General features: G+C 58.4%; 21 protein-coding genes and 1 tRNA gene. 1 reads left to right on the forward strand and 21 read right to left on the reverse strand.

Annotated features, from left to right (window positions below; genetic code table 11):
* Positions 1-114 precede the first annotated feature (114 nt).
* The 19 genes from nadA to ACA054_RS26020 form a co-directional block, all read right to left on the reverse strand.
* Positions 115-1173: a quinolinate synthase NadA gene (gene nadA / locus ACA054_RS25930; protein WP_497686778.1), complete on the reverse strand. Its 1059-nt coding sequence runs from the start codon at positions 1171-1173 to the stop codon at positions 115-117.
* 271 nt (positions 1174-1444) lie between these two features.
* A tRNA-Lys gene (locus tag ACA054_RS25935) sits at positions 1445-1520 on the reverse strand.
* Positions 1521-1583: 63 nt separating this feature from the next.
* Positions 1584-2276, reverse strand: a complete 693-nt coding sequence (gene queC, locus ACA054_RS25940) for a 7-cyano-7-deazaguanine synthase QueC (RefSeq protein ID WP_497686779.1) — start codon at positions 2274-2276, stop codon at positions 1584-1586.
* Between the two features lies 1 nt (position 2277).
* Complete coding sequence (gene queE / locus ACA054_RS25945) at positions 2278-2925, reverse strand: 7-carboxy-7-deazaguanine synthase QueE (RefSeq protein WP_056726033.1); 648 nt, start codon at positions 2923-2925, stop codon at positions 2278-2280.
* 167 nt (positions 2926-3092) lie between these two features.
* Positions 3093-3938, reverse strand: a complete 846-nt coding sequence (gene ybgF, locus ACA054_RS25950) for a tol-pal system protein YbgF (protein WP_497686780.1) — start codon at positions 3936-3938, stop codon at positions 3093-3095.
* Between the two features lie 6 nt (positions 3939-3944).
* Positions 3945-4442 carry a peptidoglycan-associated lipoprotein Pal gene (gene pal, locus ACA054_RS25955; protein ID WP_003178634.1) on the reverse strand — a complete coding sequence of 166 codons (498 nt, stop codon included), beginning with the start codon at positions 4440-4442 and terminating at the stop codon, positions 3945-3947.
* A 52-nt stretch (positions 4443-4494) separates the two neighbouring features.
* The gene (gene tolB / locus ACA054_RS25960; RefSeq protein WP_497690372.1) at positions 4495-5775 is read right to left on the reverse strand and encodes a Tol-Pal system beta propeller repeat protein TolB; all 1281 of its coding nucleotides are present in this window, start codon (positions 5773-5775) and stop codon (positions 4495-4497) included.
* A gap of 17 nt (positions 5776-5792) precedes the next feature.
* Positions 5793-6890 carry a cell envelope integrity protein TolA gene (tolA, locus tag ACA054_RS25965; RefSeq protein WP_497686781.1) on the reverse strand — a complete coding sequence of 366 codons (1098 nt, stop codon included), beginning with the start codon at positions 6888-6890 and terminating at the stop codon, positions 5793-5795.
* Positions 6890-7342 carry a protein TolR gene (gene tolR, locus ACA054_RS25970; RefSeq protein WP_162135951.1) on the reverse strand — a complete coding sequence of 151 codons (453 nt, stop codon included), beginning with the start codon at positions 7340-7342 and terminating at the stop codon, positions 6890-6892. Before tolR ends, tolA begins: the two co-directional genes overlap by 1 nt.
* A gap of 23 nt (positions 7343-7365) precedes the next feature.
* Positions 7366-8061: a protein TolQ gene (gene tolQ / locus ACA054_RS25975; RefSeq protein WP_007995636.1), complete on the reverse strand. Its 696-nt coding sequence runs from the start codon at positions 8059-8061 to the stop codon at positions 7366-7368.
* Positions 8051-8518: a tol-pal system-associated acyl-CoA thioesterase gene (gene ybgC, locus ACA054_RS25980; RefSeq protein WP_497686782.1), complete on the reverse strand. Its 468-nt coding sequence runs from the start codon at positions 8516-8518 to the stop codon at positions 8051-8053. The genes tolQ and ybgC overlap by 11 nt, the downstream gene beginning before the upstream one ends.
* Positions 8519-8645: 127 nt before the next feature.
* Positions 8646-9707 (reverse strand): Holliday junction branch migration DNA helicase RuvB, encoded by a 1062-nt coding sequence (gene ruvB, locus ACA054_RS25985; RefSeq protein ID WP_497636323.1) that lies wholly within the window; start codon positions 9705-9707, stop codon positions 8646-8648.
* Positions 9708-10316, reverse strand: coding sequence for a Holliday junction branch migration protein RuvA (ruvA, locus tag ACA054_RS25990; RefSeq protein WP_020798459.1), 609 nt, complete (start codon positions 10314-10316; stop codon positions 9708-9710). It lies immediately after the preceding gene.
* Between the two features lie 114 nt (positions 10317-10430).
* The gene (gene ruvC / locus ACA054_RS25995; protein WP_020798460.1) at positions 10431-10955 is read right to left on the reverse strand and encodes a crossover junction endodeoxyribonuclease RuvC; all 525 of its coding nucleotides are present in this window, start codon (positions 10953-10955) and stop codon (positions 10431-10433) included.
* Between the two features lie 143 nt (positions 10956-11098).
* Positions 11099-11845, reverse strand: coding sequence for a YebC/PmpR family DNA-binding transcriptional regulator (locus ACA054_RS26000; protein ID WP_272603363.1), 747 nt, complete (start codon positions 11843-11845; stop codon positions 11099-11101).
* Between the two features lie 128 nt (positions 11846-11973).
* On the reverse strand, positions 11974-13749 hold the full coding sequence (gene aspS, locus ACA054_RS26005) for an aspartate--tRNA ligase (RefSeq protein ID WP_497686783.1): 1776 nt from the start codon (positions 13747-13749) through the stop codon (positions 11974-11976).
* 109 nt (positions 13750-13858) lie between these two features.
* Positions 13859-14080: an FmdB family zinc ribbon protein gene (locus ACA054_RS26010; protein WP_007977333.1), complete on the reverse strand. Its 222-nt coding sequence runs from the start codon at positions 14078-14080 to the stop codon at positions 13859-13861.
* A 136-nt stretch (positions 14081-14216) separates the two neighbouring features.
* Positions 14217-14555, reverse strand: coding sequence for a ribbon-helix-helix domain-containing protein (locus tag ACA054_RS26015; protein ID WP_497686784.1), 339 nt, complete (start codon positions 14553-14555; stop codon positions 14217-14219).
* Positions 14556-14811: 256 nt separating this feature from the next.
* The gene (locus ACA054_RS26020) at positions 14812-15282 is read right to left on the reverse strand and encodes a Dps family protein (RefSeq protein ID WP_180205182.1); all 471 of its coding nucleotides are present in this window, start codon (positions 15280-15282) and stop codon (positions 14812-14814) included.
* 307 nt (positions 15283-15589) lie between these two features.
* On the opposite strand from ACA054_RS26020, the gene ACA054_RS26025 reads away from it, so the two are divergent.
* Positions 15590-16192, forward strand: coding sequence for a cold-shock protein (locus ACA054_RS26025; RefSeq protein WP_497686785.1), 603 nt, complete (start codon positions 15590-15592; stop codon positions 16190-16192).
* 76 nt (positions 16193-16268) lie between these two features.
* On the opposite strand, the gene ACA054_RS26030 is transcribed toward ACA054_RS26025, so the two are convergent.
* Positions 16269-16475, reverse strand: a complete 207-nt coding sequence (locus tag ACA054_RS26030) for a SlyX family protein (protein ID WP_053155314.1) — start codon at positions 16473-16475, stop codon at positions 16269-16271.
* 3 nt (positions 16476-16478) lie between these two features.
* A complete protein-coding gene (locus ACA054_RS26035) occupies positions 16479-16904 on the reverse strand; it encodes an HIT domain-containing protein (protein ID WP_497686786.1) in 426 nt (141 codons plus the stop codon).
* Between the last annotated feature and the right edge of the window lie 85 nt (positions 16905-16989).

The following is a 16989-nucleotide window of genomic DNA, read 5'->3' on the forward strand; positions in this document are numbered from 1 at the left end:
CAATGTGGGAGCGAGCCCGCTCGCGAAGGCGGTGTTTCAGCAACATTCATGTTGGCTGACACTCCCTCTTCGCGAGCAGGCTCGCTCCCACAGTTTTAGCGATTTTGATGGCAATTAAGCGTTGCCGGCCAATTTCATCCGCGCAGCCTGGGTGAAATCGAGCATGCGCTTGAGCGGTCGAATAGCCTGCGGAATCAACGCCGGATCAACAAAGATCTCGTTCGTCCCTTCCTTCAAGCTCTTGAGCGTGCGCTCAAGGGTGTTCATCGCCATCCAGGGGCAGTGCGCGCAACTGCGGCATGCCGCGCCGTTACCGGCCGTAGGCGCTTCGATAAAGACCTTGTCGGGGCACAACTGCTGCATCTTGTAGAAGATACCGCGATCGGTGGCGACAATCAGGGTCTTGTTCGGCAGGCTCTGTGCCGCAGCGATCAACTGACTGGTGGAGCCTACGGCATCCGCCAGCTCGATCACCGCGGTCGGCGACTCCGGGTGCACCAGGATCGCCGCATCCGGATACAGCGCCTTCATGTCTTCGAGCTGCTTGGACTTGAACTCTTCGTGAACGATGCAGGCACCGTCCCACAGCAACATGTCGGCGCCGGTCTGACGCTGGATGTAGGTGCCCAGGTGCTTGTCCGGCCCCCAGATGATGGTTTCACCGTTATCCATCAGGCTTTCGACGATTTCCAGCGCGCAGCTCGAAGTCACCACCCAGTCCGCCCGGGCTTTGACCGCCGCCGAGGTATTGGCGTAAACCACCACCGTACGCTCCGGATGCTGGTCGCAGAACGCAGAAAACTCATCGACAGGGCACCCAAGGTCCAGCGAGCAGGTCGCTTCCAGGGTCGGCATCAGGATGCGTTTTTCGGGGTTGAGGATCTTGGCCGTCTCGCCCATGAATTTCACACCGGCGACCACCACGGTCTTGGCCGGGTGGGCATTGCCAAAGCGGGCCATCTCCAGTGAGTCGGAGACACAGCCTCCGGTCTCTTCGGCCAGGGCCTGAATCACCGGATCGCAATAGAAGTGCGCCACCAGCACCGCGTCCTGAGCTTTTAGCTCGGCAGCGATGGCGGCACGATAATAAGCTTCCTCATCGGCGGTCAGCGGTTTGGGCTGCTTGGCGTCGAGGTGGGCTTGAACCAGAAGGCGTTCGGAAATCTGCGTCATGTTCGCAAGACCTGCAGGCGCGTTCGCGCGAAAGTCGAGTATACACCCGGCTCCGGACCCATCAGGGTACCGCCGGGAAAGTGAGTATTGATCAGGCACGGACAGCGTTGAAGCTGCGCAAGGCTACAGAATATCGGATGGATGCAAAAGATGATTCTGACCTGCGCCCTGCAGTGCAGCCCAGGAATCGGGCGGCGTTAAATTGCGGGCAAAAAAAAACCCGGAAATCCTCACTTTCGTGGGCCTTCCGGATTTTCTAAACCGCCAAAAATGGTGGGTCGTGTGGGATTCGAACCTACGACCAATTGGTTAAAAGCCAACTGCTCTACCAACTGAGCTAACGACCCGCTGTGTGGTGGCGCGTATAATACTGATTTTTAAGGACTATTCAACACCTATTTTAAAATAATTCAAAAATAAGGTGTTGGGTCGCTGATTCCGGCCGCGGCAAAGCCTTCTGCACGCAGGCGGCAGCTGTCGCACTTGCCGCAGGCACGGCCATTGTCGTCGGCCTGATAGCAGGAAACGGTCAGGCCGTAGTCCACGCCAAGCTTTACACCCGCCTGGACGATCTGCGCCTTGCTGAGGTTTTGCAGCGGCGCCTGAATGCGAAACCCCTTCCCTTCTACGCCGGCCTTGGTTGCCAGATTGGCCATGCGCTCGAAGGATTCGATGAACTCGGGACGGCAATCCGGGTAGCCGGAGTAATCCACTGCGTTCACGCCGATAAAGATGTCACGTGCGCCGAGCACTTCTGCCCAGCCCAGCGCCAGGGACAGGAACACCGTGTTACGCGCTGGCACGTAAGTCACCGGAATGCCCTCGCCCAACTCTTCCGGGATATCGATGCTGCTGTCAGTCAGCGCCGAGCCGCCCATGCCGTTCAGGTTAAGACCGATGACCTTGTGTTCGACCACACCCAGGTCGCGAGCGACGCGTTCGGCGGCATACAGCTCAGCGTGAGACCGCTGGCCGTAGTCGAAGCTCATGGTGTAGCAGCTGTAGCCTTCGGCGCGCGCCATGGCCACGACAGTTGCCGAGTCCAGGCCACCGGACAACAGGATGACCGCACGTTTTTCAGCAGTGTTGAGTGGTTCAGTCATTTCAGCGCCCCGGCTCGTCATTCCATAGATATTTATGCAGCTGCAATTGCAAACGCACTGGCAGGTTGTCCGCCACCACCCAGTCCGCCAGGTCTCGAGCATTGAGATCATGGTGGCTTGGCGAGAACAGGACTTCACCGGCGCGCTTGTCCAGACCGTATTGGATCAGCTTGGACACGGACCAGTCATAATCTTCCCGCGAGCAGATGACAAACTTCACCTGATCGTTGGGCGTCAGCAGCTCGATGTTTTCGTAGCGATTGCGGTGCGCTTCCTTCGAACCTGGGGTTTTCAGGTCGACAACGCGACTGACCCGGGAATCTACCGCCGAGATGTCGATAGAGCCACTGGTTTCCAGTGACACTTCGTAACCGGCATCACACAAGCGCTTGAGCAATGGAATGGCGTTGGGCTGGGCCAGGGGCTCGCCACCCGTGACGCAGACGTAACGCGGCCGAAAGCCGGCTACCTGCTCGAGGATATCGTCGAGGGTGCGGATGGTCCCACCGGTGAAGGCGTAGGCGCTGTCGCAGTATTGGCAACGCAGAGGGCAACCGGTCAGGCGCACAAAAACAGTGGGCAGGCCAGCAGTCCGCGTTTCACCCTGCAACGAGTAGAAAACTTCGGTAATTCTCAATGTGTCTTGCATAGTCGCCACGGGCGTAACAGCTAAACAGGCTGTCCGCCTCCGTCAGGCACTTCAAGGAACCCCGGCAATGCGCAGGCCCCAAAAAGCGTGTTTCATAAAAAGGGCGTGAATTCTAACGAAAAAACCCGCGACAAGCGCGGGTTTCTTCGAAACGGGTCAAGCAGCCCTTACATTTTTTGCAGATCACGCTGGGCCAGCTGAGCGGCGGAAGTGCCCGGATACTGGGACACAACCTGTTGCAGAATGCCTTTTACCTTGTCGGGATGACCCAGGCGGCGCTCTACATCAGCGAGCTTGTACAGCGAGTCAGGCACTTTGGCGTGCTTGGGGTACAGCTGCGAAACCTTGGCAAAAGCCTGACCTGCACCTTGCAGATCACCTTTGGCCAGGTTCACTTCGCCCAACCAGTACTGGGCATTGCCTGCGTACTGGCTGTTCGGGTACTTGCGCAGGAAAGCGGCAAAAGCCTGGCTGGCCTTGTCGAAATCCTTGGCCTTGATCAGGTCGAAGGCAGCATCGTAATAGAGCTTTTCCTTCGCCGGATCCGCCGGTTCGCTACCCGCGGCGGGTGCTTGAGCGGCTGCCGCTCCCGCACCTGCAGCTGCGCCAGCTGCTGCACCGGGGGCGTTCAAGTCGCCACCGGTTGAAGAATTCTCAGGAGTCGCGGCTGGTGCAACGCCGGTTCCTATGCGCCTATCAAGATCCTGGTATCGCTCCAGGCTTTCCTGCTTCATGCGCGCTACATCATTTTGCAGTTCTTCGATCACACCTTGTTGGCGCGAGATCTGATCCTGCATTTGTTGCAGTTGGTTGAACAGCTGGCCCTGTGCCGAGACAGGGGTCGAAACCCCTCCCCCGGCATAGGCGCCGTTCGTACCGTAACCTGCAGGCGGATTACTGGTCCCGCTATTGTTATAGCCGGAGTCGTTTTCGACCACAGGAACCGCAGCCCACGCCGCAAGCGGCGCGAGACTGAGAGCCAGGACAGTTACAGCACGACGGCACGTTCGCATGACGAATTACTTACGCAGTTCGACGCGACGGTTTTGAGCCCAGGACTGCTCGTCGTTGCCGGTAGCAACTGGACGCTCTTCGCCGTAGGAAACCAGTTCCAGCTGAGCTGGGGAAACACCTTGCAGTACCAGGTAGCGCTGAACGGCTTTCGCACGACGCTCGCCCAGTGCCATGTTGTACTCACGAGTACCACGTTCGTCGGTGTTGCCTTCCAGAACAACGCGAGCGCCGTTTGCTTTCAGGTCCTTGGCGTGAACGTCCAGAGCGCGCATGGCTTCTGGCTTCAGGTCCGAACTGTCGTATTCGAAGTAGAAAGTGGTGATAGCGCGCAGAGCAGCTTCTTCGCTCAGGGAGCCGTCAACTGCACCAGTGTTTGCGCCGTAACCAGCGTTTGGATCTACCGCGCCTTCACCGGCATTGTCGCCGCCTTTGGACGAGCAACCTACAGCTACAGCCATGGCCAGTGCCAGCGCAGCAAATTTACCAAACTTCAGCATTTCCATCGTGAAACTCCTAATGAACCCCAGTGTGTTAAGTACAACGTATAGCGCCGCGTCAGTTCAGGTAAGGGGACCAGGAAGGTTCTCTGACTTCGCCTTGAGCGGTAGGAAGCGGGAGCCTTACGCGTCCATTAATGGACACGAGCATCAAGACTCCCCGGCCCTGCTGGCGGGTGGCGTAGATTACCATGGTGCCGTTGGGCGCGACAGTAGGCGACTCGTCCAGAGTGCTATCAGTGAGGATTTTTACGCTACCGCGTTGCAAATCCTGGGCCGCCACCTTGAAATTGGTGAAACCTTCCTGACGATGGATCATCACCAGGGTCTTTTCATCGGCCGACAGTTTAGGGTTGGCGTTGTAGTTACCGACGAAAGTCACGCGTTCCGCACCACCACCGCTAGCGCTGGTTTTGTAGATCTGTGGCTTGCCGCCACGGTCGGAAGTGAAGTAGATGGTCGAACCATCCTTGCCCCAGAACGGTTCAGTGTTGATGCCCTGACCGTTGGTGACGCGACTGATCGAACGCGAACCCAGGTTCATCACGTAGATGTCCGGGTTACCGTCCTTGGACAATACGAATGCCAGTCGCTGACCATCCGGCGACCATGCTGGCGCGCCGTTCAGGCCTTCGAAGTTGGTGATCTGCTCACGGCGACCGGTGTCGATGTTCTGCATGAAGATGCGCGGACGCTTCTGCTCGAACGAGACGTAGGCGATACGCTTGCCATCGGGAGCGAAACGCGGCGACAGGATCGGCTCGCGCGATTGCAGCAGGGTCACGGCGCGGGCACCGTCATAGTCCGAACGCTGCAGTGTGTAACGCGTGTTCTTTTCGGAGAAGCGCTCGGCCGTCACGTACAGCAGGCGAGTCGAGAACGCACCCTTGATACCGGTGAGTTTTTCGAACGACTGGTCAGCGATGTAGTGCGACATGTCGCGCAACTGATCGACGCTGCCCGACACGCTGCCGGTGAGCACTTGCTGCTCGGTGGCGACGTTGAACAGGGCGTATTGAACCTGCAGGCGACCGCCCGCTGGCGCAATGCTGCCGACCATGACGTACTGGGCGCCCAGCGCCTTGAAGTCACGGAAGATGATTTCGCTGGCCTGGCTAGGCTGGCTGATCATGTTCTGCTTTGGAATCGGCGAGTAGTAACCCGAGTTACGCAGGTCGTTACCGATGATTTCCGCCATGTCGTCCGGTAGCACGCTACCGCCCTGGTTGCCGAACGGCACGACTGCAATCGGAGTAGCCCGATCGGTGCCGCTGGTGACCAGAATGTTTTTCTCATCTGCCATCGCGATCCCTGCCATGCAGCAGATCACGACGAGCATTCCTCGAAGGAGGTTTCTCACGGGGCTAGATCCTCAGGTGTGAATGTCATCTTGAATGAACGATACGGAGCAAAATCGCTCGGCTTCATTCCCTGCATTTCTGTCAAACGTCCAATATTCTTCACTGCCGCTACGGCTGAAGCGTCAAACGGACCGTCGCCACTGGACTTGAGCACCTTGACCGAAGTCACCGTACCGTCCGGCAACATGCCGATTTGCAGCTGAACCGTCATGCCTTTGCGGGCCGAAGGTGGACGAGCCCAGCCTTCCGCTGCACGCAATCGAATCAAATCATCGAAGCTGCCGGCGACTTCGTCGCCCTGCTCATCCGCCAAGGCCTGCTGACGCTGCGGCGTGTCGGAAAGCAAATCTGCCAAGGCCTGGGCCTTCTTGTCTTCGGCGGATTTACGTGCCGCATCCTGCGATTTCTTCTTCGCAGCATCGGCAGCAGCTTTCTTCTTCGCTTCGTCGGCGACTTTCTTCTTCGCCTCTTCAGCTTCAGCTTTCTTCTTGGCGTCTTCGGCGGCTTTCTTCTTCGCGTCTTCGACGATCTTTTTCTTCGCTTCTTCAGCGGCCGCTTTCTTGGCCTCTTCTTCAGCAGCCTTCTTGGCTTCTTCTTCCGCTTTCTTCTTGGCTATATCAGCCAATTGTTTCTCTTCTGCCTTCTTGGCTTCGGCGGTCTTCTTCGCTTCATCGGCTTTCTTGGCTTCATCAGCCTTCTTGGCCTCATCAGCCTTTTTCGCCTCTTCCGCTTTCTTCGACTCGTCGGCCTTCTTGGCTTCCTCGGCCTTTTGAGCCGCTTCTTCTTTCTTTTGTTCCGCAGCCTTCACCGCTTCCTGCTCGACCTTCTTCTGTTCCAACTGCTCGACTTCGGTCTGGCGCGCGGCGGATTTCTTCGCCTCACCCGCAATCTTCTGATTGGTCTGGGTGGTTGCCTGACTTTTCGATTTCAGCTGGTACAGGGTCGCCTGGACAATCGGCTTGGCCGGCGGCAACTCCGGAGTGAAGGCAAAACTGACGAACAGCATGCCGAACACCAGCACGTGCAAGCCAATCGCCCAGACACTAGGCCAGAAGTAGCTTTCCGAGGCGGACGGCTCTCGCTGTTGCTGCATCAGGGCGCCTCGGTAATCAAGCCAACATTACCGACGCCGGCTTTCTGCAACCCGCCCATGGCGCCCATGACGGAGCCGTAGTCGACACTCTTGTCACCGCGGATGAAGACCTGGGTGCGCTTGCCGCCTTCGTTGCCCACGCGAATGATCTTGGTCACGGCGTCGGTCATTTGCGGCAAGGTCATGGCCCTGTCCTGCTGCTTCTCGGTGTCGACTTCGCTGCCAAGGTTCCAGTAGTAGGTCTTGTCAGACTTGATCGAAATGGTCAGGACCTGGGTGTTGTTGTCCTGCGGCAAGGCTTCGCTGGAAACCTTGGGCAGATCAACTTTCACGCCCTGATTGAGCATTGGCGCGGTCACCATGAAGATGACCAGCAGCACCAACATCACGTCGATGTAGGGCACCACGTTCATCTCGGCGACCGGCTTGCGCTTTTTGCGAGCTCGAGCGATTAAAGCCATTGGAAATTACCTGCTTATTCTTCGCTGGTGTGCACTTTGCGGTGCAGGATCGCCTGGAATTCATCGGCGAAGGTGTAGTAACGGCCCAGCAAGGTTTCGCTGCGGGCAGCAAAACGGTTGTAAGCGATAACGGCTGGAATGGCGGCGAACAGACCGATCGCGGTGGCGATCAGGGCTTCGGCGATACCCGGAGCCACAGTGGCCAGAGTGGCTTGCTGGGCAGTCGCCAGGCCACGGAAGGAGTTCATGATGCCCCAAACCGTACCGAACAGACCGATATACGGGCTCACGGAACCGACGGTGGCGAGGAACGGCAGGCTCTGCTCGAGCTTTTCTTCTTCACGGGAAATGGCAACGCGCATGGCACGGGCCACGCCTTCCATGACCGCCTCGGGATCGACCCCTGGCTGTTGGCGCAGACGGGAAAATTCCTTGAAGCCGGCGCGGAAGATCTGCTCGACGCCGGAATCCGGGTCCGGGTTGCTACCCGCCTGACGGTAGAGTTTGGACAGGTCGATACCCGACCAGAAGCGCTCTTCGAAGCTCTCCAGGGCGCGTCGACCGGCGCGCAGCAGGTTGCTGCGCTGAAAGATCATGATCCATGAGGTCACCGATGCGGCTACCAGGGTCAGCATTACCAGTTGCACCACGATACTGGCATTGCTGACCAGGCTCCACATGGAGGAATGGTCGACGACGTTAGCTTCCACGCTTTATCTCCTGCTTTGAGTGTGTACCCGCGCCGCTCACGTCGGCAAAGGCCGCTCGTAGAGCTTCGGGAATGGCCCGGGGTTTTAAACTTTCAGTGCGCACACAGGCCACCAGAAACTGCCCTTCACAGAGCAGTGCATCATCCGTGGCCCGCCTGACCTGCTGCTTGAAGCGCAAGCTGGCACGGTTCAATTCGATTACTTCAGCGCTTACCAGCAGTTCGTCGTCCAGTCGCGCCGGCGCGTGGTAGCGCGCTTCGCTGGAATGCACGACGAACAACAGGTCCTCTCCGGCAAGCTGCGATTGGGCAAAGCCCAGCTCTCGTAGCCGCTCGGTTCGAGCCCGTTCCATAAACTTGAGGTAATTGACGTAATACACGATGCCGCCCGCATCGGTGTCCTCGTAATAAACGCGACAACGATGTGCGAAAGGCTCAAGCCCGTTTTGCGCGCGCATACTCTAGTGCTTACTCCTCGGGTTGCCAATCCGGCCAGGCAACTGTTTTTCAATGTTCTGCGGCTTTTTCGCGAAAGTACGGTCCTAGGACAGCACAATGCCGGAAAATTCAGCGCGCAAAAGTTAATTAATCGTCCACGGCATCAAGGAACTCGTCTACCACGGGCATCTCACCCAATCGTGACGGAATGTTTAAGCCGAAGTGCAGGTACGCATGCCGGGTCACCACCCGACCACGCGGCGTGCGCATGATATAGCCCTGCTGGATCAGGTACGGCTCCAGCACGTCTTCAATGGTGTGACGCTCTTCGCTGATGGCCGCCGCCAGGCTGTCTACCCCTACCGGCCCGCCATCGAACTTCTCGATCATGGTCAGCAACAGGCGTCGGTCCTGGTGATCGAAGCCACGCTCGTCGACATCCAGCAGGTTGAGGGCCAGGTCGGCAATCGGCTTGGTGATGTGGCCTTTGGCGCGTACTTCTGCGAAATCGCGCACCCGCCGCAGCAAGCGGTTGGCGATCCGCGGCGTGCCGCGGGCACGGCGGGCAATTTCGAAGGCGCCTTCCGGGTCCAGCGGCAAGCCGAGAATGCCCGCCGAACGACTGACAATCGTCGAAAGATCGGCGGTGTTGTAGAACTCCAGGCGCTGGACGATGCCGAAACGGTCACGCAACGGGTTGGTCAGCATCCCCGCCCGCGTGGTCGCACCGACCAGGGTGAACGGCGGCAGATCAAGCTTGATCGACCGCGCGGCCGGCCCTTCGCCGATCATGATGTCGAGTTGGAAATCCTCCATGGCCGGATACAGCACTTCCTCGACAATCGGCGACAAGCGATGGATTTCATCGATGAACAGCACGTCGTGGGGCTCAAGGTTGGTCAGCAGCGCCGCCAGGTCGCCAGGACGCTCGAGGACCGGGCCCGATGTGCTCTTGATCGACACCCCCATTTCCTGGGCGATGATATTGGCCAGGGTGGTCTTGCCCAGACCCGGCGGGCCAAAGATCAATGTGTGGTCCAGGGACTCTTTACGCCCGCGGGCAGCCTGGATGAACAGTTCCATTTGCTCGCGAACGGTCGGCTGGCCAATGTACTCGGCCAGGCTGACTGGACGAATCGCCCGGTCCTGGACTTCCTCGCGATCACGTGGGGCACCCGTGGCGGCGATCAGACGGTCAGCTTCAATCACTTAGATCATTCCCTTCAGGGCACGACGAATCAGGTCTTCGCTGCTCAAGCCTTTCTCCTTGATTGCGGAAATCGCCTTGCTGGCTTCCTGTGGCTTGTAGCCAAGGGAGATCAGCGCGCTGACCGCGTCGTTTTCGGCGGTATTGACCGGCGCAGGGGCATCCGGCTGGTTGGGCACCAGGGCAAACATGGCAGGCACGGTTTCCCAGGCCTTGAAGCGATCCTTGAGCTCTACCAGCAGGCGCTCGGCAGTTTTCTTGCCCACGCCCGGCACCTTGGTCAGCGCCGATGTGTCCTGGGACTGCACGCAACGCACCAGCTCGTCGACTTCCAGGCTCGACATCAAGGCCAGGGCCAGTTTCGGCCCTACACCATTGAGACGGATCAGTTCGCGAAAAAAGTCTCGCTCACGCTTGCCGACGAAGCCATAGAGTAACTGCGCGTCTTCGCGTACGACCAAATGGGTATGCAGCGTCAGCGGTTCACCGACCGACGGCAGGCGATAAAGCGTGGTCATGGGCACTTCAAGCTCATACCCCAGGCCATTTACATCCAGAATCAGGTGCGGTGGCTGTTTCTCAGCCAGTGTGCCGCGCAAGCGTCCAATCACGTTACAGATCCTTGAGCGTTGGCCAGCCCTGGGTCAGCGACTGAGAGAACAAGGGTTTTGCGCCGACAACACAGGCGCATGACCCTCATTCCAGAAAAATGATTGCTGATGCTATCAGAGACGCAGGCGCCCGCCACGACTGCGTGCCGCGCCCAGGCCATGGGGCAACAGGCTGGAACGGGTGTGCGCATGGCAAATGGCAATGGCCAGGGCATCGGAGGCATCGATTTGCGGTTTGCTGGTCAGCTTCAGCATGTGCATGACCATCATCTGTACCTGCTCTTTATTGGCCGCGCCGGTGCCGACCACCGCCTGCTTGACCTGGGTTGCCGTGTATTCGGCGATTTCCAGGTTTTCTTCCGCGCCGGCCACGATGGCCGCGCCACGGGCCTGCCCCAGTTTCAGGGCGGAATCGGCGTTACGGGCCATGAACACCTTTTCGATGCCCATGGTCACCGGACCGTAGGTCTGGATGATTTCCCGCACGCCGCGATAAACAATCTGCAGGCGTTCATGCAGCTCGCCGGCACCGGTGCGGATGCAACCGGAGGCCACGTACTCACAGCCACGACCGGTATCGCGTACCACGCCGTAACCGGTAATGCGCGAACCGGGGTCGATACCAAGAATTAAAGTCATAACGCCTGCGGGTTCAATAAATGCACGAATAACAAATGTGGGAGCGAGCCTGCTCGCGAAAGCGGTTTCATATTCAGCAACTATGTCGCTTGAAAATCCGCATTCGCGAGCAGGCTCGCTCCCACAAAGGATCCTGTTCGCCCTTAACCGAGCTGTGCGGCGACCGACTCCGGGATATCGGCATTGGAGTAGACGTTCTGCACGTCATCCAGGTCTTCGAGCATATCGATCAGCTTGAGGACTTTCTCCGCCCCTTCCAGATCCAGTTCGGCACTGGTGGTCGGCAGCATGACGATTTCTGCGTCATCACCCTTGAAACCAGCCGCTTCAAGCGCGTTACGTACGGAATAGAACCCGGCAAACGAGGTGAAGACATCGATCGAACCGTCTTCGTTGGTCACCACGTCATCGGCATCGGCTTCCATGGCGGCTTCCATCAGCGCGTCTTCGTCAACGCCCTGGGCGAAGGAAATTTGTCCCTTGCGCTCGAACAGGTACGCCACCGAACCGTCGGTGCCGAGATTACCGCCGCACTTGCTGAACGCGTGACGAACCGCGGCTGCGGTGCGATTGCGATTGTCGGTCATGCATTCGACCATCACCGCCACGCCACCCGGGCCGTACCCTTCGTAGGTCAGCTCGACCATATCGTCGGTATCGGCAGCACCGGCACCACGGGCAACCGCGCGATCAATGATGTCGCGGCTCATGTTCGCACCAAGGGCCTTGTCCAGCGCCAGGCGCAGGCGCGGGTTGGAGCCTGGATCGCCACCACCCTGACGGGCCGCGACGGTCAGCTCACGAATCCACTTGGTGAAGATCTTGCCCTTCTTGGCATCCTGACGTTCTTTGCGGTGCTTGATGTTCGCCCACTTGGAATGACCTGCCATAACTCGCTCCGAATTCTCTTTGAAACATTGCCCGCCACGCTGTTGTGCGCCGGCCGGCAACCAAAAATCTTGAAGTGCTCTACGTATAAAGAAAGGGCGCATCCGCAGATGCGCCCTCCAGGTGAGCCTTACTCTGCCTTAGGCGTTTCGCGCAGACGAATGTGCAGTTCGCGCAATGCCTTGGCATCGACCTGACCCGGTGCCTGAGTCATGACGTCCGCCGCGCTCTGGGTTTTCGGGAAGGCGATCACTTCACGGATCGACTGGGCGCCGGTCATCAACATCACCAGACGGTCCAGACCGAAGGCCAGGCCACCGTGCGGCGGCGCGCCGTATTTCAGGGCGTCGAGCAGGAAGCCGAACTTCTCTTCCTGTTCCGCTTCGTTGATACCCAGCAGACGGAACACCGACTGTTGCATCTCTTTACGGTGGATACGGATCGAACCGCCACCCAGCTCGGTACCGTTCAATACCATGTCGTAAGCACGGGACAGAGCGCCAGCCGGGTTGGCTTCCAGTTCTGCCGGGGTGCACTTCGGCGCGGTGAACGGGTGGTGCAAGGCACTGAAGCTGCCGTCGTCGTTCTCTTCGAACATCGGGAAGTCGACGACCCACATCGGCGCCCACTTGCAGGTCAGCAGCTCCAGGTCGTGGCCGAGCTTGATCCGCAGCGCGCCCAGGGCTTCGCTGACGATCTTGGCTTTATCGGCACCGAAGAACACGATATCGCCATCGACTGCGCCAACGCGATCGAGGATCACGTTGAGGTTGGCTTCAGGAATGTTCTTCACGATTGGCGACTGCAGGCCTTCGACGCCTTTGGCGCGCTCGTTGACCTTGATGTACGCCAGGCCCTTGGCACCGTAGATACCGACAAACTTGGTGTAATCGTCGATCTGCTTGCGCGGCATGCTTGCCCCGCCTGGAACACGCAGAGCGGCAATACGGCATTTAGGGTCGTTGGCCGGGCCGCTGAACACCTTGAAGTCGACTTCCTTGAGCTGGTCGGCAACATCCACCAATTCCAGCGGGTTACGCAGGTCTGGCTTGTCGGAACCGTAGCGACGCATGGCTTCTTCGAAGGTCATGTGCGGGAACTCGCCGAATTCCAGACCCAGCACTTCCTTGAACAGGTTGCGGATCATTTGTTCGGTCAGGCCCATGATCTCTTTTTCATCGAGGAAGCTGGTCTCGATGTCGATCTGGGTGAATTCCGGCTGACGGTCGGCGCGCAGGTCTTCGTCGCGGAAGCACTTGGCGATCTGGTAGTAGCGGTCGAAGCCAGCCACCATCAGCAATTGCTTGAACAGCTGCGGCGATTGCGGCAGGGCGAAGAACGAACCGGCGTGGGTACGGCTTGGCACCAGGTAATCACGCGCGCCTTCAGGGGTGGCGCGAGTCAGGATCGGCGTTTCGACGTCGAGGAAGCCATTCTCGTCCAGGAAGCGGCGGATGCTGGTGGTCATGCGCGAACGCAGGCGCAGCTTCTCGGCCATTTCCGGACGACGCAGGTCCAGGAAGCGATAGCGCAGGCGGGTCTCTTCGCCGACGTCGGAGAACTCGTTCAGCGGGAACGGCGGGGTTTCCGACTCGTTCAGCACTTCTAGCTCATAGCCCAGGACTTCGATCATGCCCGACGCCATGTTGGCGTTGGTGGCACCGGCCGGACGCAGGCGAACCTTGCCGGTGATCTTCACAACGTACTCGCTGCGCACGCGATCGGCAGCGGCGAAGGATTCAGCGCGGTCCGGATCGAATACCACTTGGGCCAGACCGTCACGATCACGGATATCGAGGAAAATCACCCCACCGTGGTCACGACGACGGTGGACCCATCCGCAAAGGGTAATTTCCTGGCCTTCCAGGCTTTCGTTCAGTTGGCCGCAATAATGGCTGCGCATCATGGTAGTGGTTTCACTTCTCGTAATTCGACATTCGGTTGGAGACCTTGCGTCGATCCGCTGACGGATGACGCAAGAGCTCGCGCGTGTGGTTCAACTCAGGTCCTGATCCCTAGTCAGCTTTGTCGCCGCCGGCCAGGTTCTTCTTGGAACCGGTCTTGAAATCGGTCTCGTACCAGCCCGTGCCGCTGAGGCGGAAGCCCGGCATGGACAGCATCTTCTTTAGCTCTGGCGCCTGGCACGCAGGGCAGTCGACCAACGGTGCATCGCTGATCTTTTGAATGGCTTCCAACTGATGACCACAGGAAGCACATTGGTAATCGTACATCGGCATGGGGGTTGTCTCGGCGATCAGATTGCTACCGCGCACGCTGGGTTTTGCGGCAAAGAGCGGGATTATATCCATTAAATGCAGCCTGTGCAGCCGTAAGACTGCACAGATCGACACGCTGCTCTTTGATTCATCGGGTTCAAGCCATGACCGGGCAACGCCCTTCCTTGAGGCTGTGGACAACACAGACTACCCGCACCAGCCCGCTGAAATTTCTTACCCCGCCATGACGCAAATGCACCTGGCGATCGACATGGGACAGCAACGCACTGACCGAACAGCTATTGACCCTGGCCATGTCGCCCAAAATATCCCAATACACCTGCTCAAGCCGCAAACAGGTGGCAAAGCCATTCAATCGCACCGATCGGGATAAAGGCTGGGCCAGCCCCATATCGAACTCACTGACAAATGGATCGATCCTTATATCCCTGGCCAGCCCACCCCGCCCCTCATCTCTCCTGCCTTCATATTCCATATCACTGACACTCCTTTGCCAATTGCGATTTCCATAAAAGCAATTTGAATGCCTATAAAAACGCTAGGGCAAAGTTATAGCCAGATGACTTTATGACCATCCGCGTAGGATAAGCCAACAACGGAAGGCAGATCAGGGAGAGCGTCCTAGTCCGGCACTTTTCCCACAGCAACAAGCGAAGATTCGCTCAACCAACAGGTCGCCTATCTGAAGGAAAGAAGCGCGCGAACAACAGTGCCATCCACGCGCCGGCGAATCATTGATCCAGCAGTGCGCGGAGCATCCACGCGGTTTTCTCGTGGACCTGCATGCGCTGAGTCAGCAGGTCAGCCGTAGGTTCGTCGCTGACTTTATCGAGCAACGGGAAGATCCCTCGGGCAGTGCGCGTGACAGCCTCCTGCCCCGCCACCAATTGCCTGATCATGTCTTCGGCAGCCGGCACACCTTCTTCTTCCTTGATGGAGGACAGGCGCGCATACACAGAATAGGCGCCCGGCGCCGGGAATCCGAGCGCGCGAATTCGCTCGGCAATCGAATCGACCGCCAAAGCCAACTCGTTATATTGCTCCTCGAACATCAAATGCAGGGTGCGGAACATCGGGCCGGTGACGTTCCAATGGAAGTTATGGGTTTTCAGGTAAAGCACATAGGTGTCCGACAGCAGCCGCGAAAGTCCGTCGACGATGGACTTGCGGTCCTCTTCACTGATACCGATATCGATTGCCATGTTTTTCCCCTAAAGGTGATGAAGTTCATCCAACAGGTGCACGACCACTCTAGCAAGCCTGCCGCCAGGCTGCAGCCCGGATGCCCCGCCAAGCGGCGGCAAGGCCCTCCGATACACCGCTGGACTCCTTGATTTGAGTAGGCTGCAGCTTTGCTGTTAAATAGGCAGCGTGTCGTCAGTGCCTATTTTTTCGGGCGCGGCGCATAGGCTGATACCGGGTACGTGTCCAACGCCTCTCATTTATTCCGAAGCGAACCGTGCGCCATCAGCTCTTCCTTGTGAGCTGTCTTAACGTGAGTTAATCAAAATGTTGAAAATCGTCCACCTGCTGATAGGCGCAGCGGCCTTGCTGCTGTCCTTCTTCCCTAGCCTGCGATCCGAAGCCCTGCCTTACCTGCAACAACCCGAGGCGCTGTACCTGGCCTTTTTTGGCCTGCTCAACCTGACGCTTGCCCCAGTTATCCCTTACTGGAACAAAGGCCCGCGCCATCAACTGCAGAACCTGGTCAGCGCCCTGCTGGTTCTGGCTGTCGTCCTGCAAACCCTGACGCTGATCGCGGAGATTTCGGTCATTGCCGGCCAGCCTGCCGTGCTGTTCAGCCTGGTTGCAGCCCTGGTCGCTGTTGCCCTGCACCTGGCCATCAGCTTCTACAAATCGTCACCGGCCGCCGCTTCGCCTAGCTACGACATGAGCAACCGCGATACCGGGACCGTCAAGTGGTTCAACACCTCCAAAGGCTTCGGCTTTATTTCCCGCGACTCCGGTGACGATATTTTCGTGCACTTCCGGGCCATTCGCGGAGAAGGCCATCGCGTTCTGGTCGAAGGCCAGCGCGTCGAGTTCTCCGTCATGAATCGTGACAAAGGCCTGCAAGCCGAAGACGTCATCGCCGCCCTGCCGCGACGCTGATCAAAGGCAATAAAAAACCGCGAACATGTTCGCGGTTTTTTTATGTCTGCGCTTCTACCTGCACTTCTACTAGTAGTTAGTAGTGCGGTGGCGGCGCATCTTCTTCGAAAGACTCGAACTGGCCGACCATTTCCTCTTGCCGCTTGAGCAGCGCGGCCATTTGCAGCTGCAGGCGCTCGACCACCCGCTGCTGCGCCACCAGGACATCATTCAACGCCTGGATGGTGTCATCTTGAAACGCCAGTCGGCTTTCAAGGTCGGTTACGCGCTCTTCAAGGCTCATGGCTCAACCCTCCACAAACGTAAAATCATCGGTCAGCACCAGGCGCAGCCGTTCGCGAATCGCCGCGACCTGCTCTGCATTGTAAGGCCTGGCCGGGTGCTTGCCCCAGACAGGTGCCGGCCAGGCCGCGTCTTCACGCTTGCGCACGATCACATGCATGTGCAACTGACTGACCACGTTGCCCAGGGCAGCGACGTTCAGCTTGTCGGCATCGAACGAGTCCTTGAGCAACTCTGACAACGAGGTAGTTTCCTGCCACAGCTGCACCTGATCGGCGACACTTAACTGAAATATCTCGCTGATATCGTCCCTGCGTGGCACGAGGATGAACCAGGGGTAGTTCGAATCATTGGACAACAGCAACCGACAAAGCGGGAAATCACCGATCGGTAGTGTGTCTTGTTGAAGTCGTGGATCTAAAGCGAACACTGCGCATACTCCCGCCAGGTCATCATTTTTCAGCTTGGCGCTCCTCTAGAGTGATCGTACGCCAGGCCACTGGACGGCAGCATAC

Source organism: Pseudomonas sp. LBUM1653, assembly GCF_059716115.1.

What these genes read in the sequence shown, in the direction of transcription:
- nadA (WP_497686778.1), bottom strand. Translation starts at nt 1,173, where the DNA reads ATGACGCAGATTTCCGAACGCCTTCTGGTTCAAGCCCACCTCGACGCC.
- queC (WP_497686779.1), bottom strand. Translation starts at nt 2,276, where the DNA reads ATGACTGAACCACTCAACACTGCTGAAAAACGTGCGGTCATCCTGTTG.
- queE (WP_056726033.1), bottom strand. Translation starts at nt 2,925, where the DNA reads ATGCAAGACACATTGAGAATTACCGAAGTTTTCTACTCGTTGCAGGGT.
- ybgF (WP_497686780.1), bottom strand. Translation starts at nt 3,938, where the DNA reads ATGCGAACGTGCCGTCGTGCTGTAACTGTCCTGGCTCTCAGTCTCGCG.
- pal (WP_003178634.1), bottom strand. Translation starts at nt 4,442, where the DNA reads ATGGAAATGCTGAAGTTTGGTAAATTTGCTGCGCTGGCACTGGCCATG.
- tolB (WP_497690372.1), bottom strand. Translation starts at nt 5,775, where the DNA reads ATGCTCGTCGTGATCTGCTGCATGGCAGGGATCGCGATGGCAGATGAG.
- tolA (WP_497686781.1), bottom strand. Translation starts at nt 6,890, where the DNA reads ATGCAGCAACAGCGAGAGCCGTCCGCCTCGGAAAGCTACTTCTGGCCT.
- ybgC (WP_497686782.1), bottom strand. Translation starts at nt 8,518, where the DNA reads ATGCGCGCGCAAAACGGGCTTGAGCCTTTCGCACATCGTTGTCGCGTT.
- ruvC (WP_020798460.1), bottom strand. Translation starts at nt 10,955, where the DNA reads ATGACTTTAATTCTTGGTATCGACCCCGGTTCGCGCATTACCGGTTAC.
- ACA054_RS26000 (WP_272603363.1), bottom strand. Translation starts at nt 11,845, where the DNA reads ATGGCAGGTCATTCCAAGTGGGCGAACATCAAGCACCGCAAAGAACGT.
- aspS (WP_497686783.1), bottom strand. Translation starts at nt 13,749, where the DNA reads ATGATGCGCAGCCATTATTGCGGCCAACTGAACGAAAGCCTGGAAGGC.
- ACA054_RS26010 (WP_007977333.1), bottom strand. Translation starts at nt 14,080, where the DNA reads ATGCCGATGTACGATTACCAATGTGCTTCCTGTGGTCATCAGTTGGAA.
- ACA054_RS26015 (WP_497686784.1), bottom strand. Translation starts at nt 14,555, where the DNA reads ATGGAATATGAAGGCAGGAGAGATGAGGGGCGGGGTGGGCTGGCCAGG.
- ACA054_RS26020 (WP_180205182.1), bottom strand. Translation starts at nt 15,282, where the DNA reads ATGGCAATCGATATCGGTATCAGTGAAGAGGACCGCAAGTCCATCGTC.
- ACA054_RS26025 (WP_497686785.1), top strand. Translation starts at nt 15,590, where the DNA reads ATGTTGAAAATCGTCCACCTGCTGATAGGCGCAGCGGCCTTGCTGCTG.
- ACA054_RS26030 (WP_053155314.1), bottom strand. Translation starts at nt 16,475, where the DNA reads ATGAGCCTTGAAGAGCGCGTAACCGACCTTGAAAGCCGACTGGCGTTT.